Origin of the sequence: Paenibacillus aceti, from assembly GCF_003614185.1 — a bacterium.
Taxonomy (GTDB): domain Bacteria; phylum Bacillota; class Bacilli; order Paenibacillales; family Paenibacillaceae; genus Fontibacillus; species Fontibacillus aceti.
Genome location: NZ_KZ987724.1, coordinates 2797221 through 2824186 on the forward strand (window position 1 = coordinate 2797221; position 26966 = coordinate 2824186).

The 26966-nt window shown below is 46.3% G+C and carries 28 protein-coding genes and 4 tRNA genes; 10 read left to right on the top strand and 22 right to left on the bottom strand.

Features of this window, described 5'->3' with window-relative positions:
- Window positions 1-110: 110 nt before the first annotated feature.
- Window positions 111-1400, bottom strand: a complete 1290-nt coding sequence (locus BFJ94_RS12510) for an S-layer homology domain-containing protein (RefSeq protein ID WP_120462973.1) — start codon at window positions 1398-1400, stop codon at window positions 111-113.
- A gap of 293 nt (window positions 1401-1693) precedes the next feature.
- Window positions 1694-2182: an HXXEE domain-containing protein gene (locus BFJ94_RS12515; RefSeq protein WP_120462974.1), complete on the bottom strand. Its 489-nt coding sequence runs from the start codon at window positions 2180-2182 to the stop codon at window positions 1694-1696.
- 134 nt (window positions 2183-2316) lie between these two features.
- On the opposite strand from BFJ94_RS12515, the gene BFJ94_RS12520 reads away from it, so the two are divergent.
- Window positions 2317-2775 carry a hypothetical protein gene (locus BFJ94_RS12520; RefSeq protein ID WP_120462975.1) on the top strand — a complete coding sequence of 153 codons (459 nt, stop codon included), beginning with the start codon at window positions 2317-2319 and terminating at the stop codon, window positions 2773-2775.
- A 78-nt stretch (window positions 2776-2853) separates the two neighbouring features.
- Here the strand turns inward: BFJ94_RS12520 and BFJ94_RS25840 are convergent, their stop codons facing one another.
- From BFJ94_RS25840 to BFJ94_RS12545, 5 genes are all read right to left on the bottom strand, one after another.
- Window positions 2854-3342 carry a DUF4367 domain-containing protein gene (locus BFJ94_RS25840; protein ID WP_240431907.1) on the bottom strand — a complete coding sequence of 163 codons (489 nt, stop codon included), beginning with the start codon at window positions 3340-3342 and terminating at the stop codon, window positions 2854-2856.
- A gap of 439 nt (window positions 3343-3781) precedes the next feature.
- Window positions 3782-3976: a DUF6366 family protein gene (locus tag BFJ94_RS12530; protein ID WP_120462976.1), complete on the bottom strand. Its 195-nt coding sequence runs from the start codon at window positions 3974-3976 to the stop codon at window positions 3782-3784.
- A gap of 77 nt (window positions 3977-4053) precedes the next feature.
- Complete coding sequence (locus tag BFJ94_RS12535) at window positions 4054-4338, bottom strand: contact-dependent growth inhibition system immunity protein (protein WP_229717045.1); 285 nt, start codon at window positions 4336-4338, stop codon at window positions 4054-4056.
- A gap of 13 nt (window positions 4339-4351) precedes the next feature.
- On the bottom strand, window positions 4352-5971 hold the full coding sequence (locus BFJ94_RS25845; RefSeq protein WP_240431908.1) for an RNase A-like domain-containing protein: 1620 nt from the start codon (window positions 5969-5971) through the stop codon (window positions 4352-4354).
- Between the two features lie 51 nt (window positions 5972-6022).
- Complete coding sequence (locus tag BFJ94_RS12545) at window positions 6023-6787, bottom strand: hypothetical protein (RefSeq protein WP_162944262.1); 765 nt, start codon at window positions 6785-6787, stop codon at window positions 6023-6025.
- A gap of 318 nt (window positions 6788-7105) precedes the next feature.
- Here BFJ94_RS12545 and BFJ94_RS12550 point away from each other — a divergent pair, with 318 nt between their 5' ends.
- The gene (locus BFJ94_RS12550; RefSeq protein WP_162944263.1) at window positions 7106-7795 is read left to right on the top strand and encodes a helix-turn-helix domain-containing protein; all 690 of its coding nucleotides are present in this window, start codon (window positions 7106-7108) and stop codon (window positions 7793-7795) included.
- A 20-nt stretch (window positions 7796-7815) separates the two neighbouring features.
- Window positions 7816-8670, top strand: a complete 855-nt coding sequence (locus BFJ94_RS12555) for an IS3 family transposase (RefSeq protein WP_120462979.1) — start codon at window positions 7816-7818, stop codon at window positions 8668-8670.
- 122 nt (window positions 8671-8792) lie between these two features.
- On the opposite strand, the gene BFJ94_RS12560 is transcribed toward BFJ94_RS12555, so the two are convergent.
- From BFJ94_RS12560 to BFJ94_RS12610, 11 genes are all read right to left on the bottom strand, one after another.
- Entirely contained in the window at window positions 8793-9482 is a 690-nt protein-coding gene (locus BFJ94_RS12560; RefSeq protein ID WP_120462980.1) for a polysaccharide deacetylase family protein, read from the bottom strand.
- A 45-nt stretch (window positions 9483-9527) separates the two neighbouring features.
- Window positions 9528-11120, bottom strand: coding sequence for a discoidin domain-containing protein (locus BFJ94_RS12565; protein WP_120462981.1), 1593 nt, complete (start codon window positions 11118-11120; stop codon window positions 9528-9530).
- Between the two features lie 17 nt (window positions 11121-11137).
- Entirely contained in the window at window positions 11138-12040 is a 903-nt protein-coding gene (locus BFJ94_RS12570; protein ID WP_120462982.1) for a glycosyltransferase, read from the bottom strand.
- A 42-nt stretch (window positions 12041-12082) separates the two neighbouring features.
- On the bottom strand, window positions 12083-12334 hold the full coding sequence (locus BFJ94_RS12575; protein WP_162944264.1) for an acyl carrier protein: 252 nt from the start codon (window positions 12332-12334) through the stop codon (window positions 12083-12085).
- Between the two features lie 40 nt (window positions 12335-12374).
- Entirely contained in the window at window positions 12375-13367 is a 993-nt protein-coding gene (locus BFJ94_RS12580) for a hypothetical protein (protein WP_120462984.1), read from the bottom strand.
- A gap of 330 nt (window positions 13368-13697) precedes the next feature.
- Entirely contained in the window at window positions 13698-15236 is a 1539-nt protein-coding gene (locus tag BFJ94_RS12585; RefSeq protein WP_120462985.1) for a PH domain-containing protein, read from the bottom strand.
- Window positions 15233-15730 (bottom strand): PH domain-containing protein, encoded by a 498-nt coding sequence (locus BFJ94_RS12590; RefSeq protein WP_120462986.1) that lies wholly within the window; start codon window positions 15728-15730, stop codon window positions 15233-15235. Before BFJ94_RS12590 ends, BFJ94_RS12585 begins: the two co-directional genes overlap by 4 nt.
- 159 nt (window positions 15731-15889) lie before the next feature.
- Window positions 15890-15972: transfer RNA gene (locus BFJ94_RS12595), tRNA-Leu, on the bottom strand.
- Window positions 15973-15977: 5 nt separating this feature from the next.
- Window positions 15978-16052 (bottom strand) — tRNA-Glu (locus BFJ94_RS12600).
- A gap of 285 nt (window positions 16053-16337) precedes the next feature.
- Window positions 16338-16426, bottom strand: a tRNA-Ser gene (locus BFJ94_RS12605).
- Window positions 16427-16431: 5 nt separating this feature from the next.
- Window positions 16432-16507, bottom strand: a tRNA-Asn gene (locus tag BFJ94_RS12610).
- A 218-nt stretch (window positions 16508-16725) separates the two neighbouring features.
- On the opposite strand from BFJ94_RS12610, the gene BFJ94_RS12615 reads away from it, so the two are divergent.
- Together BFJ94_RS12615 and BFJ94_RS12620 are read left to right on the top strand one after the other, a co-directional pair.
- Window positions 16726-17988: an MFS transporter gene (locus BFJ94_RS12615; RefSeq protein ID WP_120462987.1), complete on the top strand. Its 1263-nt coding sequence runs from the start codon at window positions 16726-16728 to the stop codon at window positions 17986-17988.
- Between the two features lie 94 nt (window positions 17989-18082).
- Window positions 18083-18634 carry an ArsR/SmtB family transcription factor gene (locus BFJ94_RS12620; protein ID WP_120462988.1) on the top strand — a complete coding sequence of 184 codons (552 nt, stop codon included), beginning with the start codon at window positions 18083-18085 and terminating at the stop codon, window positions 18632-18634.
- Here BFJ94_RS12620 and brfA read toward each other — a convergent pair.
- A complete protein-coding gene (brfA, locus tag BFJ94_RS26360) occupies window positions 18559-18822 on the bottom strand; it encodes a ribosome rescue factor BrfA (protein WP_120462989.1) in 264 nt (87 codons plus the stop codon). The two genes, BFJ94_RS12620 and brfA, sit on opposite strands and share 76 nt — an antisense overlap.
- A 47-nt stretch (window positions 18823-18869) precedes the next feature.
- Window positions 18870-19337 carry a SprT family protein gene (locus BFJ94_RS12630; RefSeq protein WP_120462990.1) on the bottom strand — a complete coding sequence of 156 codons (468 nt, stop codon included), beginning with the start codon at window positions 19335-19337 and terminating at the stop codon, window positions 18870-18872.
- Window positions 19338-19525: 188 nt separating this feature from the next.
- Between BFJ94_RS12630 and BFJ94_RS12635 the strand changes: the two genes are divergently transcribed.
- Window positions 19526-19879, top strand: coding sequence for a hydrolase/acyltransferase (locus BFJ94_RS12635; RefSeq protein WP_120462991.1), 354 nt, complete (start codon window positions 19526-19528; stop codon window positions 19877-19879).
- Window positions 19880-20437: 558 nt separating this feature from the next.
- Window positions 20438-20587, top strand: a complete 150-nt coding sequence (gene cmpA / locus BFJ94_RS12640) for a cortex morphogenetic protein CmpA (RefSeq protein WP_120462992.1) — start codon at window positions 20438-20440, stop codon at window positions 20585-20587.
- A gap of 52 nt (window positions 20588-20639) precedes the next feature.
- Here cmpA and BFJ94_RS12645 read toward each other — a convergent pair whose 3' ends face one another.
- Together BFJ94_RS12645 and BFJ94_RS12650 are read right to left on the bottom strand one after the other, a co-directional pair.
- The gene (locus BFJ94_RS12645; protein WP_120462993.1) at window positions 20640-22862 is read right to left on the bottom strand and encodes a Tex family protein; all 2223 of its coding nucleotides are present in this window, start codon (window positions 22860-22862) and stop codon (window positions 20640-20642) included.
- Window positions 22863-23016: 154 nt separating this feature from the next.
- Entirely contained in the window at window positions 23017-23394 is a 378-nt protein-coding gene (locus BFJ94_RS12650; RefSeq protein ID WP_120462994.1) for a DUF4190 domain-containing protein, read from the bottom strand.
- 264 nt (window positions 23395-23658) lie between these two features.
- Here BFJ94_RS12650 and BFJ94_RS12655 point away from each other — a divergent pair, with 264 nt between their 5' ends.
- Genes BFJ94_RS12655 through BFJ94_RS12665 form a run of 3 tightly spaced genes read left to right on the top strand, consistent with a single transcriptional unit; the run spans window position 23659 to window position 26872 of the window.
- Window positions 23659-24984 carry an efflux RND transporter periplasmic adaptor subunit gene (locus tag BFJ94_RS12655; protein WP_120462995.1) on the top strand — a complete coding sequence of 442 codons (1326 nt, stop codon included), beginning with the start codon at window positions 23659-23661 and terminating at the stop codon, window positions 24982-24984.
- Window positions 24984-25703 carry an ABC transporter ATP-binding protein gene (locus tag BFJ94_RS12660; RefSeq protein WP_120462996.1) on the top strand — a complete coding sequence of 240 codons (720 nt, stop codon included), beginning with the start codon at window positions 24984-24986 and terminating at the stop codon, window positions 25701-25703. Before BFJ94_RS12655 ends, BFJ94_RS12660 begins: the two co-directional genes overlap by 1 nt.
- Window positions 25700-26872 carry an ABC transporter permease gene (locus BFJ94_RS12665; RefSeq protein ID WP_120462997.1) on the top strand — a complete coding sequence of 391 codons (1173 nt, stop codon included), beginning with the start codon at window positions 25700-25702 and terminating at the stop codon, window positions 26870-26872. Before BFJ94_RS12660 ends, BFJ94_RS12665 begins: the two co-directional genes overlap by 4 nt.
- The last annotated feature ends 94 nt before the right edge of the window (window positions 26873-26966 follow it).

Consider the following 26966-nt stretch of genomic DNA (forward strand, 5'->3'; position numbering starts at 1 on the left):
CCGGCTGCTCATCCTTTTGGGAGCTAATAAGTGCTCTCACTTCCGTTAGAAATAAGAAAAGCCCCCAGTTCCCTACGATTGATCAGGGAGCCGAGGGCCTTATTTAAAAATCAATAAGCTTTCTTGATGGCGATCGAGAAAATCACCGTCTTGGCCGGGTTATCGACCAGGACATTCACCGTGTAGTCTCCGACATCCGCCTGCTTGGAAGCTAGCGGTCTGCCCGCCTCTACCTCGGCGCAAATATCGTCGAACCAGCGATTGAAGGCAATCGCATCATAGGAGAACAACTGGTTGGCGAAGAGTTGAATCGGCTCCTTGTTCCGGGCCAGCGTCCCTTGCCGCAGACGTACCGTGATACCATAGGTATTGTAAGTCGGGTCTAACCAGATTGCGGCCTCTTCGGTTGCGGCTGTAGCGCTTGTGTTGCCCTGCGCTGTACTCTCCTGTACCGCCTTCTTCTCCTTCTCGTCCTTGAATAGACGAAGCGTCGTATCCAGCAGATCATAATTGGTGCCGCGAAGCTGACCTGCCTGCTTCAAAGTGTCATAGGCATCCCACATTTTTCTGTCCGGGAAGGCGACGATCTTCTGTCCGCCTCCAGTCGTAGGCACTAGACGCTGGAGCTTCTCAGCCTGGGGTAGAACCGGGATGCGTTTCATTTTGTCGGTCAGTCGGTTCAAGATCACGAGCGACTCAGCCCGTGTCACATAGCGGCCAACGCCGAATTTGCCATCTGGATACCCTTCCATAATCCCTTTGATCAAGGCTTCCGCGATGAACTTCTGCTCCCGATCCGTAGCACTTGTCAAATCCCCATAGCCCTGCGCCACCGTGCGGCTGAACTGTTCATCCTCCAGATATTCGGTTTCCTGCAGCGTATAGAACAGCACCTCCGCCACATTCTCACGGGTCATATTTGCCTGAAAATCACTGTACCGACCTTTATTCAGAAAATTCAAATCACTGGCAACGTCTATGTAAGGTTTGGCCCAATACCCGGTCATTGCAGGCTTGAAATTGAAATAGCGATAATCCTGCTTCAGAATCGTCCGATTCTCCTCGGTAAGTGATTCCAAGAAAGAGCTCTTCCAGCTTCGTTCCAGGTTCGGATGCTGCTCGCTGTAAGACAGAATCAGCATTTTGATAAATTGATCGACCTTCACCGGCTCGTTCGGGCGGAAGCTTCCGTCGGGATACCCGTCCAGAATCCCCTGTTCCACCATAGCCTCAATCTCTTGCTTTGCCCAATGTCCTTTAATGTCACTGAATACCGGATCCTTCGCTCGCACAGGTACCGCCCCAACCTCAGTCTGTGATACCCCAGCGAATAGTCCGGCGATCAAGCTCAGAGATAGGAGGATACGCACACCCCTAGGCTTGAAGAAGTTTATTCTCATAGAAATGCCTCCTGAATAATATAATCAAGCTGCAATGCAGCAAAATCTTGCACCATTATTCAGAAAACCACAATTTATGACAATTGTGAATAGGCCGTTCGGGCCGCCGAAAACCGTTACAAATGATCGAAATCCAGCGCCCTTTAAGCGGATCTTGCGACCCGCTGTGCAACTTTATACCGAACCGCAGGGGTATTTAGAAGGATAACTTAGTGCCTATGTAGATCATAGTAGAGATAAACAGATGGGAACTGTCGGATAAGCAGCGCTCTTTTTTTTCGCAAAAGATGGGGTTAATAATTGATTAATTTCTTACCTGCCATGAAGCTAAGCGGAATAGTCGCGACCAGTATCACCGCCATCGCCAACGTGCTGATGATGAATTGGGACATTGTAATTGTACTGCTATCGATTCCGGTCTTGATGATTAAGGTATGTATGGGAAGGATGACTAGAATTCCAGTGAGCAACCCGGGAGAATAGCAGCGTTCGATAATCGTCACGAGCAAATGTGGGAACACGATGTTCAGGAGCATGCAGCCGACGTAGCCGAAATAAGCATATTTCAGGAGCTCCTGGTTTGGATAGAACATGTACAGCGCCGTAATCAGATAAGCCAGTCCAGTCACCCAGAACAGACCGAACATGAACTGATCCTGGGTAATCGTCTTATGCAATTTAGTCTTGCTCACTCTGGATGATTGCCTGATCAGCCAAGCAGCTTCCTCCAGATTATGTATCGTAAAAGCAAATAAAAAGAGCAGTAGAATCGAACGATCCATACGAATCCCTCCCTTACTCGAATTATACCACATGTGATCTGCTTATTTAGTTCGACTTATGTAGATCAGCCGTTATAATGTAATGTAAGGTAATCCTATTGATTTACTAGTATCCGATGAGGAGGAAGAGAGACATGAACCATATATCTATTAAATTATCGCAGAGTACTGGCATTTTGCTGGAGCATGCCCGTAGGGCCGGAATGTCCGATCAGGCGATCCTTGCTGCGGTTGAAGCCAAAGATTCTGCGGCCTTTCAGCAGGCCCAGGATGAACGCTTCAGGTATGAGAATTTCATCAGTTATGCCGATGAGCATGGGGAGAGACTGGCCGAAGCCGTCAAGGAAGGCTACCGTCTGACCTTCAATACCCGGAATGGGCTAAAAAGCTGGCTAGAGCAAGCCTTCGACCTGCAAAGCGGACAAGATTTCGAAGTCGGAGAGGGGATCATCGAGAAATTGCGGCTCACCGAGCAGCAAGCTGAGCTGGTTGAACAACGCCTGGCCGTGAACTGGACTGTAGCTGAAACCAAGGAGGTCCCCGGCGGTAAGGAATTGACACTGAAGCTGCGTGCGCCGGAGGTTAGGATTTAAGGAGGTATTTCCTCTTGTCACCTCGCGCGAAGACAGGGCAAAGAGTCTGCCTGTGCAGACTCTCAGCTTCCCCTCAATCTATTCTTGGATCATACTCTCCGCAATCGCTACAAGATCTTCCTGTGTCAGCGGGCTTTTCTTATAAGTGGATATCTCGTATTCGACTTGGTTCTCCGGATCCTCCCATCTTAACTTGGTAGAATATAAATCATTGGAATTCGTCGAGTAGAGCGCATCGATCCCATGGATACTTAATTTCTCGAACTTTTCACCTTTACCCGGGACACGGGTGACTTCCGTAGTGAAGGGCTGAATTTTTTTAGAGCTAATCCGAATCACATCTGAATCTTTAGGGAAGATTATCGCCGCCCCGCCTGCTTCGGTCCAGTTTAGCTTTTTCGCGTAGTATTTCTTCCCTTTTGCCTCTGCTTTGAGTTCCTTCAACATATTTTCATATGACTTGGTAAAAAACAGGGGGTACGGCGGCACAATCTCTCCAGACTTGAACATATACCCCTCCGGTAGTCCTTCCGGTTGCTGCAACTCTGGCGCTTTGTATTTGGACAACAGCTGTGTACTCGTCGTAATCTAAACTGGTTATAGAGAGATAGTTAAAAGACAGCGAATTATCAGTCCCGTTATACATTACGGTTAAATGACCCGGTTTCTTATCTTCGGGATGGAAGATGTCCATCGCCTCTTTTTTCTGACGTTCGAGGTTGAGGTTGCTCTTGCTTGATGTCGCCCCTGTCTTCGACTGTTTCTGCGAGGCAGCGCCTGCCTCTGCAATAAATCCGCTTGCTGAGCCCAATACTAGCAGAATGCTTGTGGTGGCAATGATCATTTTTTCGTAAGAGTCATTGGATGAGTCTCCTTTCGCCATAGCGGCTTGTGGTTTGGTTTACTTATATAACCCCTGAGCCTCTGGAAAAGGGACATTTCCCAAAAATTAAATGAAGTTCGCACAGAAAAAAAGCCATGATCTTATGGATCATAGCCGCATCTGCTATTTGAGAAATAATAATAGGAGCAATCCTCCGATAATTACTAAGGTCGTTATGATTCTGGTCAGGAATCCTCCGCTTGTCAAAGCACCCAAGTTACCGATCTTCGAACGATTGACTGAATCAGCCATATTGATGGTTGGGTTCTTCTTATATTCTTCGAGTTGCTGCTTTTCTTGTTCTTCCCTATGGTTCATGGGGAGCCTCCATTCGAGATACTTATGTGGTCGGACATGATGAAATCACAGTCTTTATTGAGTCGACATCAATTTGTTTATAGCCCCGTTAGTTTCGCCATAAATAGTTCAATCATTTGTTCTATTTTTTTATTAGATAAATTTCTTCTACCATGTAGATAAACAAAGTTCTTTATCTCTTCCCAATTTCGATGTTCGCTAATTTCTTTAATTTCTTGAACCAGACCTTCCACATGTAATGATGACTCTCGTTTTTTATACTCCTCAATCAACTCGCCTAGATCTGCATAATCCATACTCCAATTAAAGTAACTTTCAATAAAATATTTTAAGTTTTTATATTGTTCTTGTTCGTTAATCAATATACTCTTCTCCTTATTCGAATACTGGGTATCCGGTAATAATTCTATAACCCGCAGGCATTGAGGTGTCTTTAACCAAATACAACTGAGAGGTAATTAAATTATCGACCACTTGCTTTGAAGCAGAATTCCCTCCATTTTTAACATCTACACCTTTCCCAATCGAATATTCATGCTGGACCTTTGTAATCAAATAGCCCTTTGAATTCTCATCATTTAACCAATCGGAAATTTGCTCTGCATTTTTTCTAATATTTTCTTGTGTTGCTTTTAATGCAGTACTCTTATTGTAAAAGGTAGTTGAAGGCACTCCTTCTTGAGCAGCACGCTTTAGCAAATCTTCATTAGTTTTACTTACATGTTTATCAAGTAAATGACCACCTTTAGACTCCATAGCATCTAGTATATCGTTACTAACATTATTCCTAATAGTAGAAGCACTAAATTTATTCGTTCCCGCAATATCTTCTTCAAATCTCTTCCGATCTAACCTATACTGCTTCCTCTGAATATCGGGACTCTCCGCAGTCTCGATGCGATAAGTGTCTGGAACCTTGACCTTCATTCCACCTTCAGTAACCACCACGGCTCCGCCGTTCAGCTTAGGCAGTAGTTCGGAGAGCTGCTTGCTCAGTTTGCCGGATATCTTAACTCCCGATTTTACTGCTCCTTCCACTAGCGTCAGAGCCAGAAAGGCCTTTACCAAGGCACTCCCATATCGTTTGCTCTCTTCGTAGTTAGCCTTCCCGCTCAATACTTTCTCCTGTAAATCATAGATATCCTGGAACGGGACCACGAACTCTTCTGCAGCCCCTTCTTTCAACGCTTCCTTGATATCTTCCAGGGTAATATCTCCATTGGTGATGGCCTTGGCTAGATCATAATATCCGGGCATCGTGTCTGTCCAGAACTTCGGATTCGTAGGATTGACAGACCAGACCTGCTTCACTAACCCGCTGCCTTCATCCCAAACCTGACTCACGATTCCATCCCCGACTCCTACCGAGGTCATCGCTACCCCAACCCCACTGGTTTTCACACCCGGATCATTCCAATAACCTAGTCCTCTCTCCGCATCTGCCAGCCCTATTAGCTCTTTCGTAATTAGTCCATCTACTTCAAATTCTTTACCCTCATGATAACCACTTAATTCACGCCATACGGCAAACAGGGTACTGTGATTATTGGCGATATACTGATAGCCTGCTACAGCAATTAGCAGCTCTTGATTATACTCACCGGTGACTTCTCCATGATACAGATTCATATCCTTAAGAAGCTGCTGCATCTTCCGGATGTCTTCCTCAGCGACTAATTGATTATACTTCTCTAACTGTTGCTCTAGCTGCTGACGATGAAGTACCTTTACCTCCAGCTCGTCATATCTCTGACGAAGCACATCTAATTCAACTTCTCCCAGCATCCCCTGCTCCAGCAGGGCTCTGATCTCTTCATCATCTAACAGCAGCGATCGGTCATTCTTTAACGGATTGTATCTACAGGCTTCCAGTAACCCTCCTTGATAAAAATCACTCAGATCGATGCCTTTGCCTTCGTTATACCATTCCCCCGATACCCCCATTTCTTCGAGCTTCTTCCGCTGGGCTTCGGCATATTGATGAGCCGATTCCATGTATTCACGATGGAATGGGCTTCGGCATATTGATGAGCCGATTCCATGTATTCACGATGGAATGGGCTTCGGCATATTGATGAGCCGATTCCATGTATTCACGATGGAATGGGCTTCGGCATATTGATGAGCCGATTCCATGTATTCACGATGGCTATAGGCCTGATAAACAACATAAGCCTTCTGACTACGAGCGATTTCCGTAAAGGCCTCGGCGATTTTTTCTAATTCCAGCTGGGCTAGTCTCTGTGCCATGGAATCCCCGTTTTGCATCGTTTGCAAAAGGCTGGCAATTCGCGGATCTTCTTTGACAGGAGATAGACGAACCAGGAGTCCCTGCCGCTGGATCGCTTGAAGCTGGTCGAATAGATTGGAGAATCCGATGGAATCTGAATTAGGAGAATTCGTAGGGCCATATAAAATATTTCCTGTAAGATTCTGCAACGGAGCAAATGGAGAGTTCTGATCGAAGTAAGGTGTGGATATCTGTGATTGGGTCAATTTCCCGGCTTGTCTATCGGTATCTGCATAATGATTGGCGGCATACTTCAGGCCTCTTATCTTTTCTCTGAGCTGCTCATCGATATGCCTGGCAAGCATTTCAATCTCACGGAGCAGGCTCGCGGTCTCTTGGGTAGCTGTGCGCAAATCATACTCCGAGTAATTCGCTTCTGTATCATGGAGCAGACGATTCACATCTCTGGACATACCGGTAATTTCCTGTTCCATGGTCTGGCGCAAATGCTCCACGATACTAGCCAAGTGGTCGAGCCGGTCAAGATCTATCTTTTGAATGGAAGGGCACCTCCTGTACACGCGCTATTCACTTCATAATTTTGGGAATTCACATGGTGTAAGGGAAGAAGCCAAAAATTAATATCGTATGAGGATTAAGCGGAGTTGTGTTACACATATTCTACCAATATGTATGAGATGATACAATATTATCCTGTATATTCTTGTTCTGGACTAAAGGGCAGTATCTCTATATTTCTATCTCTTTCTTATACCAATATCTAGGATTACCCGCCTATATAAAAGAAATAGACCGCCCTACCTATGATATGCTCCCATCATAGTAGACAGTAGAAAAAAACAAAAACTTCTACTTCTATAATGATGGGAGTTTTTCTAATGTCCAAAAAGAGTCCAATTTCTTTTGAGATCAAGTTACATGTCGTAGAACGTTGTCTTCAGAATGAAACTAACCCAACTCATGAAGCGAAACGGCTTGGGGTAGATAGGCACACCGTCACAGAATGGGTTAGAAAATATAAAGCAGATGGTTTTGAGGGATTAAAGAAGTCTAGAGGGTGGAAAGCCTATTCAAAGGATCTGAGGCTTACTGCAATCATGGATGTCCTATCCGGTAATCATTCCATACGGGAGGCGACGAAGAAATATCATATTTCGAGTAAAAGTGTTTTGACGAGATGGATTTCCAAGTATACTAGTGGGGAAGAAATGAAACCTACTCGTAAAGGAAAAGGACTATCTCATATGAATAAAGGACGTAAAACCACTCTCCAAGAACGTATTGAAATTGCTCAATATACGATCGCTAATGATTTCGATTATCAGAAGTCGATTGAGAAATACAAAGTTTCTTATCAACAGGTGTATGCATGGGTTCGTAAATATCAATCTGGCGGTGAGGATGCGCTTCATGATCATCGGGGACGTAATAAGCCTGTAGAAGAGCTAAATGATCATGAACGGCTCAAGCTTCGGATCAAAGAACTAGAGGCGCGAAATGAGTACCTGGAAATGGAGAACGCCCTTGCAAAAAAGTTGGCAGAGATCCGGCGACGAAATACACGTTAACCTTAGTTCGACATGTAGACTTGTATCAAGCCATCCAAGAACTGCACTCGGAGAAAGGCTACGCCATCACAAAGCTGTGTAAGCTAGCTGGAGTCGCTAGGTCTGCCTATTATAAATGGCTGAAATGGAAGCCATCCACCAGAGAACTTGAAATGATTTCACTCGCTAAGGAAGTAAAGCTGCGCTATGACAAGAGAAAAGGAGCACTCGGATACCGTCAAATCCGCACCCAATTAAACCGAAAACTCAAGAAAAATTACAACAAAAAGCGTTACTATCGAATCATGTGTGCTCTTGGATTGAAAGCAGTCATTCGCAGGAAACGACCCAACTATGTGAAAGCTTCAGAAATTCATGTAGCGGAAAATGTAATGAACCGTGAATTTCAAGCAGATGCTCCTAATATGAAGTGGTGTACCGACGTTACAGAATTGAAGTACGGGAACGGTCGTAAAGCCTATCTGAGTGCTATTCTCGATGTATACGATAACTCTATCGTCTCATGGGTGTTAAGCCCCTCCAACAACAATAAACTCGTCATGGATACGGTGAAGAAAGCCTACTGTAAGAATTCGGGGGTCACTCCACTTCTTCATAGCGATAGAGGCTTCCAATATACCTCACATGAGTATAATTGGCTCCATATAAAATACGGATTTATGAAAAGCATGTCTCGTGTAAGCCGATGCTTGGACAACCAACCTATTGAACGATTCTGGGGCACTTACAAATCAGAAAGCTATTATCTTACAAAGCACGATACCTATGAAGACGTCCTCAAAGACGTTAAGGAATATATTCATTATTACAACAACTATCGCTATACAGAGTGTTTGGATGGCTTGTCACCTAACGAATACCGACGTGCTGCATAATGAAAAAAACTCAGCTCGGTTTAACCGAGCTGAGGAATGCAAACTAACTATTTTGTTTTTTACACTGTCTACTTGACAGGGAGCACTTCATCCTTCGGAATAGGAGGCAATTTTCATCTTGCTTATACGCTCTGCGCAAGTAATTCACTCATCGTAATAAAGTGGTAATTGCGACTTTTCAAGATCGGAATAACCCGGTCTACCAGTTCTACCGTCTGTTCTCTATTTCCCCCGGCGTCATGCAAGAGAATAATGGAGCCGTTGCAAACATGGCTTAAAACCTCTTCCGCCATTTTATCCACACCCGGCAATTCCCAATCATAAGCTTGCACATCCCTGGACCAAAGCGCAAATTTATATTGCAATGCTTCTACGACTCCCACAGTTTCCGGGCTGAATATCCCATAAGGGGGCCGGAACAATTTACATCTATAATCCACTATAGATTGAATCGCCTGCTCCGCCTCTAGAATCTCTCGTTCAATCGCTGCAAAATCCAGAGAGGTTAGGTCCGGATGCGAATACGTATGATTGCCGAGCTCATGCCCTTCTTTAGCAATCCGGCGTATGATCTCCGGGTGCTCGGTCGCGAATCTTCCAAAGATAAAAAATGTCGCCTTAGCCTGATGTTTATTCAATATATCGAGGATTTGCGGAGTATAGTTACTCGTCGGCCCATCATCAAAAGTGAAGCATACATAGGCTTCCTCGCTGTCGGACAGATGAACGCCCTGAATAACACGTGGATCGTCGATCCCTGTAAAAGCTTTGTCTTTGCATAGCTCAATATAATTATAGACTATAGAATGCATATTCCCCTCACCATCCCGAACGACGACGGCGCAGCCATCATGATCTCATTTGAAAATAGACACGCTCCAAAGCGAGTAACCAAAACGGGTCGCTTTTTCCTCACAATATATTCTGATATATCTTCCATATCCTTGGATATCTGTAATTTGCTCGATCCCGCCCTGACCGTTATTCCTTCTATAAATATCTGTCCATTGCTTCGCGTCATTTGAGCTTTGGATTGTATATTTCCGGGCATAGGCCGCCTCCCAGTTCAGTACGACGGTAGAGAACCTGGTTGCCTGCCCAAGATCAACATAGATCCATGACACTTCCTCCTCGAACACACTGCTCCATCTCGTCTCTGCCACACCGTCTACGATATTATCCTTGCAGAACGTTATACCATCTTCGGAAGAAGCAACAACCGGCTTGTACAACGCCAAATTCTCAGTTGGATTAGGATTGATAGTGATTAGACTTACCAGACTAGGCTCGCTCACATTTCCAAACACATCTCTCGCTCGGACTGCGATAGCATAAGTTCTTTCAGGAGTTACCTGGTTAATCGTACCGTGCAACTGCTTGGAGTCGCCTACCAGCTCCCCGTCCTTAAAAATCTCATAGGAGGTGACCCAAAGATGATCCTCCGGCTCGTCCCATGCGATCTTCATATTCGTATTATTCGAATCGAGCAGAACTGGCTTCCCAGGGCGCCCTGGTCTGAACCTCGAAGTATCGATTACGCCAGCCTTGAGTAAATGCAGCGCCTCTCGCTCCATCCGTTTTATTTTTAGAATCAAGTCCAGGCTCTTTTGATAGTCATAGGTTCTGGTCACCGCAGCCTTCATGAAAGTCAGCTTAAGTATCTCTACATTTCTGGATATGACCATATACAGATCGTGATACCTCTCGTGGAAGCCGTATTTCAACAAAGCCTTGGCAAATAAAAACCGCGAACCGGCAAGGATACTCAGTGCATCATCTAAGTGGGGGTATAGTTCATGGAGTTCTGATCCAACCTGACCATCGCTCTGGAGAAGTGCTATGAAGTAGTCGAAGAAGATTAAGCCATCCGTGTAATTATGAATATAGGCCTCTAATTTGCTGCGCAGCTTGTCCACATCCGGGCCTGCTACAGTCTCAAAGAACAAGAAATCTTTATGGATCGGCAAAAGATTATTACACATCGTCGCCAGATCAGCCTCATCGTAGAAGAGCTCTGGATAAAGAGGGATATCCTGAATTCTATATTGATGGCTCTCATTATAATAGTCGGTGATCATGATGGAATGTATTGAGGCCGCTTCCAGATTCAGATTATGCAGTACATCCTCAGCGTTAACCCATACGAATACGCCCTTATTATTGTTCAATAGCTCTAACAGCTTATCCTTCACATCCGCAAATTGCTGGAATAGAACCCGGATCGGCCTTAGACCAAGGTCTTGCATATCTGATTCTCGCAAAATATTGGACGGAAACCGCCATTTCCGTTTTCTGAGCCTGATCATTTCATGAAACACCTTGTCGCTGCTCTCCATCGCTTTGTATCCATAATAATCGACGGGCATCCCGCTAGCTTTCAGGTAGTTGATGACTTGTATGGTCCTGCAGTCCAAATAATTTAGCGAAAAATTTTTGAAAACAATCTCCAACAGGATCTCCCCTTGTTCTAGGCTAAGTCAACAGGTACCCCCGTCTTCTGCTCTTCCAGCAATAATCGATTCAGCTTCACATCATCGTCGAATTCAGTCCATAATTTCACGACTCTGGTCTGGTACTTCTTAAGCAGATATATCTTCTTCTCATCGATATGACGGTCTGCGACATCACTCTCATTGACGAAGTCGAACTCTTTTTTATGCGGGTAATGAATGCTCTTAGCGTCGCGGGCGAGGATGAACTGGGCTCCATATTTTTGCATCGCCAAGCCGATATCGCAATCCTCTCCTCCCCAACTGGTAAAGCTCTCATCGAACATCCCGACATCGATTAATGCTGCTCTGCTCATCGATACATGACAGGTCCAGAAAAGTACAAACGGTGCCGGTAATTTACTGATATCATCTGAAAATTCCGTGTAAAACTTCTCTCTTATATCAAGGATCTGCTTACGGTCCAATACCTCAATCGCATCCTCAATCGTATGGCTATCCACGATATGAATAATGTCCTGCTTGTTGCTCTCCACAACATCAAAGCCATATACATATCCAACAACGGCACAGGGTCTGGCATGGCTCTGATGAATACGAATATGCTCGTTCAGAGCATCCGGATGCAGGATAATCCCATTATCAATAAAGACGCATATATCGCCCTTGGCTTTTCTAATCCCCATATTTCTTGCGGCGGCCGCCCTGAACCCCTGATCCTCCTGGAACTGATAGATGATATGAAGGCGATCCTGATATTCACAGACCAGCGAAAAAGTATCTTCACTAGAACCATCATCACATACGAGCACTTCATAATCATCTCTAGGCAGGTCTTGTTGAACCAGCGAATCAAGCGAACGTCTCAACCCGGCAAGTCGATTGTAGGTTGGAATAATAACCGATATCACAGGTTTCATATCTATCTGGCCTCCTTTAGTATTCGCTAGAATGAACAGAGCTTAGTGAACCTTCTGATGCTCATGAATATATTTCACAATATTATTAAATGTAGTGAGCTTTCCGGCGAGCAAATCCTCATCCTTGATTTTAAATCCGAACTCATTGGAAATATCATTCAACATTTGCACATAAGAGATCGAATCAAAGCCGAAGAAGTCGTCAATGCTGTCATTCTTCTCATTCTCGGAAATCGACACACCATGTTTCAAAAAGATACTGTTTAGCTTCTGTAATACTCTCTCATCCATCATCCATCCCATTCCCTTTCTAAATGTTTTCTAAATTCTATAGTTATTGTTCATTTGCTACCGTGGACCACATATCTTGCTCGATCATCAGTAATTCCTGGGCCTTAGCCCGGATCAATGGAGCATCTATATCTTTATCCTCCGACACCAGCTTGTTAATAAATATTTGCTTGATCATCTTCCAGCCAAATTTGAGCTTCTTTGTGCTTTTAATAACATACTGATGTAGCGGTTCGTCGATGAGTTGCAGCTCGATTAGCTTATTGAATAACAGCTCGTTCCCGAGGTGCCGATTCTCAATAATATTAATTCCGATTAAGGCAATTCTTATATATTCATCTATTTCCGGTTTGTGTTCCTCTTTAAAGTTCCATAATCCATCGAAAGAAAATGCAGATAGCTCCTCTGCCAATCTCTTCGCATGATCGATCACTTCCGACTTATCTAATTGATAGGGGGCCGGTTCCTCCTCGATTTCAAATATATAAGCATGCGGCAGTTCATAATCTGGCTCAGTCATTGCCCATGAATTCGTAAAAGCCTGGATCACCCGCTCTTCCGGGATGAAATGAACCCCGTATCCATCGATATCATCATCCAATGCGGAATACAGCTTCCTCTGCAGATCGAACCCATTCACTATCGCATAATGGCTCATATGAAACCGATCCCAGGCGATATTCTTGGGCAGCCAATAGAATAAATCGACATTCAGTTTAATCCACTTCTGATTGGAAATCATTCCACGCAGCTCGGTCAAAAATTGAGCGGGGTCCTCGAAAAATACCGGGGTTTCCCCTTTAATCACTCTGCTCAATACAAAGTTATCCCAATCATCGGCATAATCCAGTACCTCGAGGGTAGGGGTGATAAATTCCATATCCATAAAAGCGCCCCAACTCTTGTAAGAGTAGTTGTTCATATAGGCTGCCGACGCATAGCTGGGATCAACACTCGTAGCAATCGAATAGGCCGAATTTAATATACAGTTCATCCAGAACTCATTGTACGGTACTAACTTCCTGAAATATTCCATTTTATCCCGCCTCTTAATTAAACTTTGTCTACAATAAATGAATAAACATAGAAAAGGATTAACTGGTAAGATTAGACGGACAGCTTAATGGGTGACAGATAAGAAGAGAAATGATACCAAGGGTGATGTGAGGATCCTGAGGAGAAATCTGTTGGTACTGCAACGCATTACTGCGGATTAAATCTATCATACAATTTACAACAAAATAGATCAATAGTGTAAAATAGTATCGCTAGCTATCCTCTCTTTTGTAGGATTAAGCAAGAAAATGACGTATTTTGTAAAAAAAGAGGTGCTGTTCGCACCTCTTTGCATCGATCATATCCGGCCTCACTCTACTATAATATCCTCTCTCCGGCCCAGGTACCATTGATAAAATGTAACCGCCAATCCGTTGGGAACATCCTTCATTTCTGTATGATGCACAGACTTCGCCCGATTGACGGTTTCCACAGTAGCCAGGCCCAGCCATTTCTGGTAGAAGGAGCGTTTGACTTTCACTTCAATGATTTTGTCCCGCTTTGAAATAAATAGCGTAGTCGTCAGACTGCCTAATCTGAATTGAACAAACTGCTGATTAATCGAGTAGCGTGTATTAAAGTAAGCCAGAATTCTGCACACAACAATCAATAACAGCAAAATGACAGAAATAAGCCACCAGGCTTGGGAAATGCCCCAGATCACTGGCTTAAAATAAGCTAAGGCAGCTGTCGCAATGATCCAGGTCCAGCTCGGTCTGAACAAGCGCACCCAAAATGAAACCTTCGGGAGAGCCGTCATCTCCTGGGTTACTTCATAAGTAGGCAGAAGCTCCGATATCATTTCATAGGCACGCGGAGCAGGCAGAAAGGGATAGAGTGAATTCATTTCCAATTTATCCCTTTCTGAATCCGTGTTGCCGGCACTGATCAGCTTAACTTCAGCCAAGCCGAAAATTCGCTTCATAATAGACTGTGTAATCTCTATGGCTTGCACCCTATTTTTAGCAATCTTAAAAGCCGTTTCATCAATGACCCCTTTGGTGATATAGATCGAGTCATCATCGGAGGAAATCTCGTATTTCCCATACTTCATGAAAGTTCGAATTACCCCGAAGGCAATGCAGGCAATCAGTAGAAGGATCGCGATCCCCGTAATTACCCACCATGAATTCGCAATGGAGTTCAGGGCTCCTTTGGCCTCATTCTCCACATGGAAGATATCATTAATCTTCGAATAAATCGACAGGGTCAGTGGAATCAGCAGGAAGAAGCTGAAGGATGTGAAGGAAGCTTTTAACGTATCCCTTCTCGTTGGGCGAAAATGAATCCTTCGTGCTGGTGGTGCATTACCACTCATCTCTTCATAGGCCGTTTCTCCAAGTTCAGCTTCAGCGCGGATTTCATCGCGCACCTCATCACGAACTTCACTAACTTCACGTGCATCACGAACCGAAGCCTTCAGATGCTGCTCCAGACGATCTGCTTCCCCCCGAGAGATGACCTCAAACTCAACCGCTGCGTCATCTCCCCTCATGCCCGTCTCAAAACGGATCGAGGTCACCCGGAATATCCGATGAAATACAGATGTACGACGATTTATATTCTGAACCTTAGAAAAAGGAACCGTCCGATTCGATTTATTAAAAATCCCTGAATAAATATGAAATGAAGTATCATCGAGCTTATATTTATGGGTAAACCACTTCAGAATAATATAAACGATACTGATTACCCAAAATAATAGAAAAGCGATTCTACCATACTTAATGAATGCTGAGTTCGTGCCTTGTTTGATGATAAATAATAAAGCGAGAAAAAATGTATTTTTGATTAGCTTCCATAGATCATATAGAATATTTATTGGAGAATAGCGCTTCGCTCCCGTCATTGCTCAACTTCCTTTATCTTCGCATAATGCGCAATTTGATTCCTTAACTTGATGGCAACATCTTTAGGCAGCGCTGGTATCGAATGAGAAGAACCCATGGTTTTCACAGATATAGAATAGAGCCCATACTTTCTTAGAAACGGACCTTGATTGGTTTCCACCGATTGAATTTTCGTCATCGGGACCAGCTGATGCACCTCGTTAATCGCCCCTGATTTCAGCTGCAGGAACTCAGCATTTACATCGTATCGCCAATTTTTATATAGCAAGAAGGGTTCAATAAAAATAGACCAAATCGAAAATAGAACCGAAATGATCGTGAGTACGATTATAATCCAGCCGATCCATTCCCTCCACGCATATGAATAATCGAAATATAACAGCACCCCAAGAATCATCAACATAATTAGACTCGAAATCGTTTCCTTAAATATCCATACCTTAACCGCATCTTTCGACAGACGCCCTTGGGGCATCCCGATCTCACTATCCATCTAATCCCACCTACCTCATCTTCCTCTTATATTTACACGTTTGTAATAGCAAAAGGTTTCATGAAACAGAACAATGTAGCGTCAGCGTTTGCTAGAAAAGCTCTGCAAAAACAAAGAAAAACCCATGTCTATTATTTAGACATGAGTTTCACTTTCGTATGCGGTAGAGAGGACTCGAACCTCCACGGGCGTACGCCCACTACCCCCTCAAGATAGCGTGTCTGCCATTCCACCACTACCGCATATATGGTGACCCGTAGGGGATTCGAACCCCTGTTACCTCCGTGAAAGGGAGGTGTCTTAACCCCTTGACCAACGGGCCATATTCAATTCAGTTTCAAAAGCAGCGACAAGAATGAGTATAGCAAAAACTAATAAACATGGCAAGAAATTTTTTTGATTTTTTATAGTTTTTGAGATATGCCCTTTATCAAGAGATAACAAAAGCTCCCGGCGAATACGCGGGAGCTTCTTGTTACTACTTCAGAACGGAGAGAGGGATACTCTCACTTCGTTGGAGACTGCGACGTATCGCTATCGAAGCCTATGCTCCGACGAACCCTCCTTCTGAGGATTCTCATCCCTTACAAGTGAAGTTAATTCAGAACGGAGAGAGAGGGATTCGAACCCTCGCACCGCTTACGCAGTCTAACCCCTTAGCAGAGGGTCCCCTTATAGCCACTTGGGTATCTCTCCAGAAATGGCTCCCCGAACAGGACTCGAACCTGTGACAACTCGATTAACAGTCGAGTGCTCTACCGACTGAGCTATCAGGGAATGCTAAATAACTACCAGAGTAAGACTAATTTTATTACGCTTTCATCAGAAAGTCAAGCCACCTCCAGAAGAGACATGCCCCTCAAAAAAAGGAATAGCTTAGGCATTTTCCCCCTTGCCAAATTCCAGTTCGTGAATATAATGAAAGAAACGTCAAAATTATTTTAATGTTAAATAATATTTCACGTTTAAAATAATTGAATGAAGGGAAGATGTTTATGCCTGAAGCCGTTTTGATGAAAGAGAAGAAGCTCTCCAGCCTGCTTGCTCACAAATCATTCATTTATTTGCTGCTCGCCAGAGTCATTTCCCATTTCGGCGATTCCATCGATTCGATCGCCTATAGCTGGATGGTCTACATGCTGACAGGATCAGAGATCATGATGGGCACACTCTTCGCCCTGAATTTCGTGCCTGGTATTCTGTTCAACTTCTTTTCCGGGGCTCTGGTCGATCGCTGGCCGAAGCGTAATGTCATCATCATTACCTACTCCTGCCGCGGTTTGCTCGTCATCTTCACTGCTCTGCTGTATTGGCTAGGCTGGCTCCAGCCCTGGCATCTGTATGTCCTAACATTCACGATCTCCACGATAGAATGCTTCTCATCCCCTGCCGAAATGGCTATCATTCCGGCTCTGATTCCCAAACCCAAATTGTTAAGCGCCAACTCGATCAGCACCTCTGCAACAAGAACAGCCGAATTGGCGGGCCTGGCGATTACCGGTGGCATTATCGCTTTTTTCGGTATTTCTGGAGCGATATTGATCGACGGCCTTACCTTTTTCACGGCCGCCGCACTGATCGCTTTCATCCGTACTGATGAAGTAGAGGGCATACCGACTGAGAAAGACGAAGCTAATAAATCAGCCACTTTTATAGGGGACATTAAAATCGGACTCAAATTTCTTCTCTCGAACCAGCTGATCGTCACCATCGTTATCGTATCTGCGTATGTGAATTTATGCCTGGCCCCCTATAATGTACTGATCCCGGTCTATGTGGCGGAAATTCTCAAATCCGGTCCGCAGGGACTCAGCCTGCTCGGTATCGGTCTGATCAGCGGGATGATCGTCAGTGCGCTATGGATAAGCCGGAGAGGAGACCGTTTCAAGAAAAGCCAGCTGATCATGCTCGGCTATTTGATGCTTGGCCTAAGCTATGCGCTGCTGTATCTGCCTACTTTTATCCCTATCCATGCGCTCTATTTCGCGACCGCTTTTACTTTTTGTATGGGCTTATCCGTCTCGCTTGTGAACACCCCTGCTTCCACATATTTCATGGAGACCGTGCCGAAGGAGCTGCTCGGAAGAGTCGGCGCGATTTACAGCATGATATGTACTATAGCCATCCCCATCGGCGGATCACTAGCCGGGATTCTGGGGGAATCGATCAGAGTCAATATTTTGTTCTTTGTTTTCGGTCTACTGATGATCCTCCCTTTCTTCTACCTACTCACCCAGCGCAGCTTCCGCCAAATCTGACAGAATCGGCCTGTCTTGTGCTTTCCCTTGCATGAGTTATACTAAAATGAGCAGTACTACGAATTCATTAGAGCTCAGGGGGTAAGCCGTAGCCGTGAAGAAGGAACTCAAAACCTTAGAAGAAATCCGCATCTACTCCGATCCCTACCGGATTCAAATCTTAAGTGAATTTCATAATTTCAATCGCCCTGCAACGGTAAAAGAAGTGGCCGACGCGCTACACGAGGTGCCCGCCAAGGTGTACTATCATGCCAAGAAGCTGGAGAGCATAGGGATGCTGCAATTGGTAGATACCCGGCTGGTGAATGGGATTACCGCTAAATATTATGAGCCTTACCGGGGGCAGGTCGTTATTAGCAAGAGTGGGGTCGATGACAAGATCAAGCAGGTGTTCCAATCGGAGACTGAGAAGCTGGTCTCGAACATCTATGAAGATAGCAGGAAGCGGTTCATGGAGAGCTTCGGGGCAGGCAAGCAGCGAGGAAATCTGACGAATGCGAGTGTTTATTTAACCGAGGATGATGCCGAGCAATTATTTGCGATGATCAATCAGTTCTGTGAGGAGCATGGTCAGCCCTCTGCTGGAGAGAAGCGGGATCGGTACGAGCTGCTCTTCACTCTTTTACATAATCCAAAAGGCAAATAAAAAGAACCATCTTCTCCAGGATAGAAATGATGGTTCTTATGCTTATTTCTATTCAGTTGCTCCAGCTTGCTCTTCGTCCGCCTTGTTCTCATATCTGCGAATGCGAAGGTGCCTCGTCCATCCTCCGGGTTACGCTTGCCCTCCCTGACCCATTTCTGGCGGAGTTTCTTTGCTTTTGATATGGCCATACATAACTCACTCCCTATGCTTTGATACCTCTAGTATAGCATAGAATCTATCCCTTTATCGTATGCAGCTTCAACACACCGGAGCAGCGTCCGCAGCGATACCGTGCAGGATCTACCTTACGCTTGCGCATATACTCGGTCCCGCATTGTACGCAGATTAGCTTATACCGATAGGGTAGCGTTCGGCGTTGGGCTTTCCCCGGCAGGGTCTGGCAATAACGGCTACCCTCCACCTTCTGTAGCAGCGCTTTGAATTCAGGGTCCCGATGCTTGTACCCTCTGCCAGCCAGATGGAGATGGTAATGGCATAATTCATGCTTGATAATCTTCTCCACCTCATCCGTGCCATAGGTCTGCAGCTGCGCCGGATTAATTTCGATATTATGACTTTTCAGAAAATACCTGCCCCCGGTCGTCCTCAAACGCGGATTAAATGAAGCCTGGTGACGAAAAGGAACCCCGAAGCTCCGCAATGAAATTTCCTCCACCCAGGCCTGTAGCTGTGTATCGTCCATCGTTGCCTTTTCCTCTCTTTGGATTGCTCTCTTTTTGCTACCCGTCTAATGTACCTGCCAGATTCCGTCAATGATGATGTGGATGATATGGATGATGCCGATGATACTACGGATTATACTTGAATTTTAACTTCCTCTTACGCTACACTGTCAAGTAAGTAATGACCGAACAAAGGAGATTATTCGTGATGCCCTCAATGAGATATGTGATTCTACAGCAAAATACTGACCTGAGATTCGTTGAAATGCCCGAGGAATATGCCTATCAGTTAAGCGCCTTAAATCTGCGTCTGAATAAGGAAATCGCTAAGTTAACCGCAGCTAATGTTCCTAGCCTACCGCTGGCTATCGCTGAGTGCGACCGTCTCGATCTGCTGCAGCCATCCCTGCAGATTACTAGCGGAATGGACTATATCAATGAACTGGAGGCCGTCTTCGCGGCGATCCGGGAGGAGAATTATCCGCTGGTCTCTCTGCTCACCGAGATTCGCGCTCTGCAGGCGCAGCTGGAACAGTGGTATGAGGAAGAAGGGGTCATTTAAAAGCGGAAAACCCGTCACCGTGGAAAAGTCTGTACATTTCAGGGCAATTCCGGCTGTTGCAGAAGCCTTGGCCAGGCTTCTGGAGCTTTAACGAAACTCCATATCGCTATTTCCACGGAATCGGCACCTTTTCGAATCTAACGAAACACCATATCGTTATTCGGGCAATAATCGGCCATTTCGCCCCATATTTGTCCCAATAGCGATGCCCAGTTTCGTTAGATTTTGAAATGGCTCCTTTTGACGCAAATAGCGATACCTAGTTTCGTTACGATTTTGAGCAGCAGCTATCTACAATTTGAAGCCTGTCTGAGCATATTTGCAGGTAGTTTTCGAGCTTGTACTAGCCTAACTCGCGCTAATTCGCACGGGAAGTTCCCCCGAATCGCGATCACGTATCACGATCACGCGGTCGCGATCACGTTTCGCGGTCACGAGTCACAAATCCCGATCATAGGTTCAAACGGCACTCTTCTCCTCTAAATGGGCGGACCTGCACTTTTTCCGGCATTCCCCCATATGCTAAACGTACTAAGCTTGCCGGAGGAGGAGATATCATTGCCAACTTGGCTCAGTAATCAAATCATGCGCGCCTTCCATAAACGGGATCGCCGTCAGATACGGTTGCTCAATGATTGCTGGTTCTTCTACTACAACCGCCAATGGACCAATGCGGATCAAACTCAACTGCCTCGTTCTAAATCATAGCCTACACTAAGAAAGCCCGCCGTACCCCGGCGGGCTGCTCTGTTATTCAGGATTAATTACCGGCATCAGCTGGCTTGCGCATCGTCAATCCAACTCTGCCCTTCTTCAAATCTACATTCAAAACCCAGACCGTCACATTATCCCCTACGGAGACGACGTCCATCGGGTGCTTCACGAAGCGATCGCTCAGCTGTGAGATGTGTACAAGCCCGTCATTCTTGATTCCGATATCGACAAAGGCTCCGAAATCAATCACATTGCGCACCGTACCCTGCAGTTCCATCCCCGGTGTTAGATCCTCGATCTTGAGTACATCAGTACGGAATATCGGCAACGGCAGCTCCTCGCGCGGGTCACGTCCCGGACGCTGTAGGCTGTCGATAATATCGCGCAGTGTCGGCACGCCAACGCCTAGCTGTGCAGCCATCTTCTCCAGCTGCACAGCAGCGAGCTTGCTATTCAGCTCCTTGGAGCCGAGCTGCCCCATATCGACATCCAATTCTGCGAACAACCGCTCCACGACAGCATAGGACTCCGGATGGATCGGCGTGCGATCGAGCTCAAAGCTGCCATCGTTAATGCGCAGGAAGCCGATGCACTGCTCGTACGTCTTGGCACCTAGACGCGGCACCTTCTGCAGTTCCTTCCGGCCCGAGAATTTTCCATTCTCATCCCGGTACTTCACGATGTTCTTGGCGATAGTCGCATTCACACCAGATACATAAGACAGCAAGGATGGCGAAGCCGTATTGACGTCGACACCGACATGGTTAACCGCCGATTCCACGACATTCTTCAAGCTCTCGTCCAGATGCTTCTGGGATACATCATGTTGATATTGCCCCACACCGATCGCCTTCGGCTCGATCTTGACCAGCTCGGCCAGCGGATCCTGCAGCCGGCGCGCAATCGAAGCCGCACTGCGCTCGGCGACATCCAGATCAGGGAACTCCTCCTGAGCCAGCTTGGACGCAGAGTATACACTGGCGCCTGCCTCATTCACGATCAAATAAGCAAGCTCCTGATCCTTCCTTCCGGCGATGACCTCAGCTACGAATTGCTCCGTCTCCCGCGAAGCTGTACCGTTGCCGATCACGATCAATGAGATTCTATACTGATCGATCAGCCGATTAAATATTCCGGCAGCTTCCTGCTTCTTGTTGTTAGGCGGTGTCGGATAAGTCACGGCCACCTCCAGCAGCTTGCCTGTCTCATCCACGACAGCGAGCTTACAGCCTGTGCGGTAAGCAGGGTCTACCCCAAGCACCCGCTTGTCACGCACCGGAGGCTGCAGCAGAAGATTCCGAAGATTGCCGGCAAAGATCGCGATCGCCTGATTCTCCGCCTTCTCCGTCAGTTCAGCGCGCACCTCCCGTTCGATCGAAGGGGCGATCAGGCGCTTATAAGCATCCTCGATCACGATATGAAGCACATCCTCCACAATCGAGCTGCCCTTGATCCAACGCCCGGCAATATGACGGTGAATCGCCTCTGTCTCCACCTCCAGCGACACCTTCAATACATTCTCGCGCTCTCCCCGATTCATAGCCAGAATACGGTGGGAAGGCATCTTCTTCGCCGCTTCCCGGTAGTTGTAGTACATCTCATACACCGATTCTTCCTCCGGCGTCTTCGCTTCAGATACCATGAGGCCGTGATCCATCGTATAACGCCGTACCCATGCCCGGGTCGCCGCTTCATCAGAGATCTCCTCGGCGATAATATCCATAGCGCCCTGAACCGCCTCTTCGGCTGTCTCAACGCCCTTCTCGGCATCTATATACTGGGCTGCCTCCAGCAGTAGATTCCCTTGCTTCGGCTGCGCTAATATCCACTGGGCCAACGGTTCAAGCCCCTTCTCCTTAGCCACGCTGGCCCGGGTCTTACGCTTCTGCTTATATGGTCGATACAGATCCTCGACCTCCTGCAGCTTCACCGCTTGTCCGATCGCCGCAGCAAGCTCTTCGGTCAGCTTGCCCTGCTCCTCGATAATCCGCAGCACTTCACGCTTGCGTTCTCCTAAATTACGCAAATATTGCATCCGTTCTGCGATATCCCGCAGCTGATTCTCATCCAGCTCTCCGGTCATCTCTTTCCGATAGCGGGCGATGAACGGAATTGTATTTCCCTCATCCAATAATGAAGCCGTCGTTCTTACCTGCTTCAGAGACAGATTCAGTTCCTTGGCAATTTGCCGGACAATTTGTTTCTGCTCCTCGGCCCCTGATGGCCCTTGACTTGCTGTTGTGGTTGCAGTGCTATCTAATTGTGACAAATGCGATTCCTCTTTCGTATCAAAATACAATTGTCTATATTATCACAAACTTTTCGGCGCATTTCCAGCATTTCCAGCGCTTCCATCCCGCACCGGCCGGGACAAAAATAACAAAGCACCGGGTTATACCACCCGATGCCAAGTCTCTCGCAAGCTAGAAATTGGAGTAAATCTCATTACCTCCGGTTGATCCAGCATAAATCACCAAGACCAACACCATGAAGATAAGTATAATTCCCGTAATAATCGTTCCGATTATCCCGCATACCATCCCCGCGATGGCCATACCCCGGCCTTGTTCGTATCTCCTCTTGATCTCTTTAAGTGATAGGCTTGAGAATATAATCGCCATAATTCCCAGGATAATCCCGATATAAGGAAACAAAATGAATAAGGTTGATAAAATTCCCAAAACCAATGCCGCAATCGATTTACCATTCGTCTTCGGGACGACCGGAGGGCCCGGCGGAAATGGCGGCGGATAGTTATTCATGACTGAATATTGATACTGATCTGACGGATTTTGATCCATTCAAAAAGGTCCTCCCCAAAAATATATAGTTACATTATAACAGATATCCCCAATCGTGAAGAGTAGCCTCCAATAAATTTCTTTCAGCAAACATTCAGCTTCTATTCAGATCATATTCAGCCTGGCCTCACCCCGCTTTCATCTTCACCCAATAAAATAACAATATGTTGTGAAATCATATAAATATATAAGTTGAACCGGTGACGCCGAAGCCAAGGCCTTGCTGACGGTTCAGCTCATATAGGAAAGCTGGAGTGATTCAATTTGCGGAAGAAATGGTTATGGATTGGCATTATGTTCGTTGCACTAGCTCTTATTGCAGCCATATTGTGGCTGACTCTCCCCGGTAAGAAGGACACGGCGGAAGCACCACAGCAGAGGACTACCAAAGTGAGCAAGGGCAATATCACCGTAAGCGTCTCGGGGTCAGGCTCTGTCATTACTACCGATAGCGAGAGCATCCGCACGAAGGATGAAGGTAAAGTTAGCAAGGTCCACGTCAAGGTCGGGGATACCGTCAAGAAAGGACAAGCCCTGTTGACCTATGAAGCCGAGGATTTCTCCGATAATCTGGAAGATCAGGAGACGACACTGCAAACGCAAAAATGGGATCTGGAGGATTTGCAGGATCAATACAAACAACATGTTCAGGCAGGCGCTTCTGAAGAAGAGCTAAAGCAGATCAAGAAGTCGATCGATAAACAGGAATTGAATATTGAGAAAACGGAGAAGAATATCGCTTCTATTAAAGAAGATATGCTTCCTCCCGACCCGTTAACCTCGCCGATCGCCGGTACAATTACGGCCGTCAATATTACTTCAGGAGAGCAGACTAAAGCGGGGACTGAATTATTCGTCATTACTGATTATCAGAACTTAAGTGTCAAGACACAGATTGATGAATTGGATATCTCGAAGGTTCAAAAAGGCATGAAAGCGAATATTCAACTCGATGCCCTGCCCGATCAGACGATCGAGGGCGAGGTTAACCATATTTCGAATGAAGGCACCGCATCCAATGGGGTATCTCTGTTCGATGTGACGATCAAGATGAATCCTACAGATAGCGTGCGGGTCGGCATGTCCGCTGAAGCAACGATTATTGTGGATGAGCAACAAGACATCCTTAAGCTTCCGATTGAAGCCGTACAGAAAATAGGCGAGAAATATATGGTTATGCTGCCTTCGTCTACGGAAGATGCGACAAAAGCAAGTGATGACTCCGCTGTTCCAAGTTCACCAAAAGGTCCATCACAAAGTTCAGCAGAAGCTTCAACGGAGGCTTCAACAGAGATTCCAGCACGCAGCACAGAAGGTGGAAGACGAGGCTCATCAGGAAAAATGACAGAAGTCAAGGTGGGCGTTCATGACGAGAACGATATTCAAATCGTCAGCGGTTTAAATGAAGGGGACGAGGTTATTATTCCGACGATCGTCAAATCAGCGAATAGCAATGCATTACAAGAGCAAGCGATAAAAGGTGGAGAGATGAGGTTCGGCGAATCTGGCGGCGCTATGTCTCAAGGAAATTTAAACAGAGGCAGCTTCCCTAGCAGCGGAGGCGGAATGTCCAGAGGAGGTGGCCAATAATGCCGGGTGCAGCAGTTCAATCAGCAGCTCAATCGCCCTTGATTGAAGTCAGACAGCTCGGTCACGGATATGTGATGGCCGGAGAGATGATGAAGGTGCTTACCGACATTAACTTTACGATCCATTACGGCGAATTCGTCGCGATTATCGGCCCCTCGGGCTCGGGCAAATCCACGCTTATGAACATGCTCGGCTGTCTTGATATCGCCAATGAGGGCACCTATCGATTAGAGGGCGTGGATACCAGCAAGCTATCCGACAATAAGCTGGCCAAGATCAGAAATGAGAAGATCGGATTTATTTTTCAATCCTTCAATCTGTTGTCCAAGCTGACAGCTTATGAGAATGTGGAGCTCCCGCTCATTTACCGTAATATCCCACATAAAGAGCGGGCGAGCATTGTCGAGAAGTCCTTGCGAACGGTCGGTCTTCACGACCGCATGCACCACAAGCCGCCGCAATTGTCAGGCGGTCAGCAGCAGCGTGTAGCCATCGCCCGCGCCATCGCCGGTAATCCTCCGCTTCTGTTAGCCGACGAGCCAACTGGAGCGCTCGATAGCAAAACCGGAATCGAGGTCATGGAGCAAATGAAGCAATTGAACGCTCTGGGGCACACGATCATCCTTATTACACATGATCTGTCGATTGCGGAGCAAGCCAAACGGGTCATTCGTATTCAGGACGGCAGAATCGTAGAAGATCGAGGTGAGGCAAGGTGAATCTGCTGCAGAGCATCAAAATGGCCTGGAAGAGCATTATAGGCACCAAGGTCAGATCCCTATTAACCATGCTCGGAATTATTATCGGCGTCTCCTCGGTCATCGTGCTCGTCTCAGTCGGGCAAGGGACTACTTCACAGATTACTGCCCAATTAGAAGGGCTGGGGACGGATTTATTAACCGTCAATATTATGGGCAGAGGTAACACGACCTCGCTTTCATTAGATGAGGCTATGGAACTAGGTGAGATCGCTGGTGTCAAAGCGGTCTCTCCCGTGATCAGCGATTCGGTAACCGTCAAGAAGGGCACCACTAATGACTCTGTGTCTATTGAAGGGATTGTTCCTTCGTATGAGGAGGTGAAGGACTTCCATGTTCAATCCGGCCGCTTTATTATAGATCTGGATAATGAGTTTCGGATTAAGGCCGCTCTCATTGGTACGGAGGCAGCTCAAACCTTCTTCGGCAGTGAGGATCCTGTAGGGCAGACCATTCAATTGAACGGAACCAGCTTTCAAATCGTCGGCCTTCTGGAATCCAAAGGCTCAAGCTTGACAGCTTCTAACGATAATAAAATACTCATTCCGATCACGACCGCCGAGCGTACGCTGCGCAACGGTGGAATTCGTTCCATCACCGTCCAGGCTAATGATTCGAAGCAGATCAGCACCGTGAAAGCCTCGGTTGAAGCAGCGCTCGATAAAAAATTTCAGAATGCTGATAATTCCTACAGCATCTTCAATTCGCAGGATATGCTGGATACGGTAAATTCCACCACCCAGACGCTCTCCCTAGCCCTGGGGGGAATTGCCGGTATTTCTCTGCTGGTAGGCGGCATCGGCATTATGAATATTATGCTCGTCTCGGTCAGCGAGAGAACGCGGGAGATTGGAATCCGGAAGGCCATCGGCGCCAAAAGGATGAATATTCTGTTGCAGTTCATGGTTGAATCGACTTTCCTCAGCGGATTCGGCGGATTGGCTGGAATCGGCTTGGGCTATGGATTAAGCGCCCTAATCGGTCACTACACCTCGCTGACTACGACAGTGCCATATTCGATTGTGCTGATCTCGTTCCTCTTCTCCTTATTCATCGGCATCATTTTCGGCGTGATCCCGGCCAATCAGGCCGCCAAGCTGCGCCCGATCCATGCTCTGCGAACCGAATGAAGAATGAGCATACCGCAGCCCACGCTAAAAACTCAAAAGCCTGCAAAAGTGCAGGCTTTTTCACATTTTCCTATAAAATCAAGCCGATGTGGCA